Here is a 331-nt window from a genome sequence, read left to right on the forward strand (position 1 = left end):
GGACTGTAAATCCGCTCCTTCGGGTTCGGCAGTTCGAATCTGCCCCCCTCCACCATTTATATAGGGGTATAGTTTAATGGTAAAACGAAGGTCTCCAAAACCTTTGATGTGGGTTCGATTCCTACTACCCCTGCCAGTAGGATAGTGGCGGTTGTGGCGAAGTGGTTAACGCATCGGATTGTGGCTCCGACACTCGTGGGTTCGATTCCCATCAATCGCCCCATTATTCTTTTTTTTGCATTAACTTTTGGGCTATAGCCAAGCGGTAAGGCACCGGACTTTGACTCCGTCACTCGCAGGTTCGAATCCTGCTAGCCCAGCCATTTTTTAA

Annotated in this window: 3 tRNA genes; all 3 read left to right on the forward strand. The window is 49.2% G+C overall.

Features of this window, described 5'->3' with window-relative positions:
• The first annotated feature begins 62 nt into the window (after positions 1-62).
• The 3 genes from BK139_RS23475 (at position 63) to BK139_RS23485 (ending at position 323) form a co-directional block, all read left to right on the forward strand.
• Positions 63-136, forward strand: a tRNA-Trp gene (locus tag BK139_RS23475).
• An 11-nt stretch (positions 137-147) separates the two neighbouring features.
• Positions 148-223, forward strand: a tRNA-His gene (locus tag BK139_RS23480).
• A 25-nt stretch (positions 224-248) separates the two neighbouring features.
• Positions 249-323, forward strand: a tRNA-Gln gene (locus tag BK139_RS23485).
• The last annotated feature ends 8 nt before the right edge of the window (positions 324-331 follow it).

This window comes from Paenibacillus sp. FSL R5-0490 (assembly GCF_001956215.1).
Classification (GTDB): Bacteria; Bacillota; Bacilli; order Bacillales; family Cytobacillaceae; genus Cytobacillus.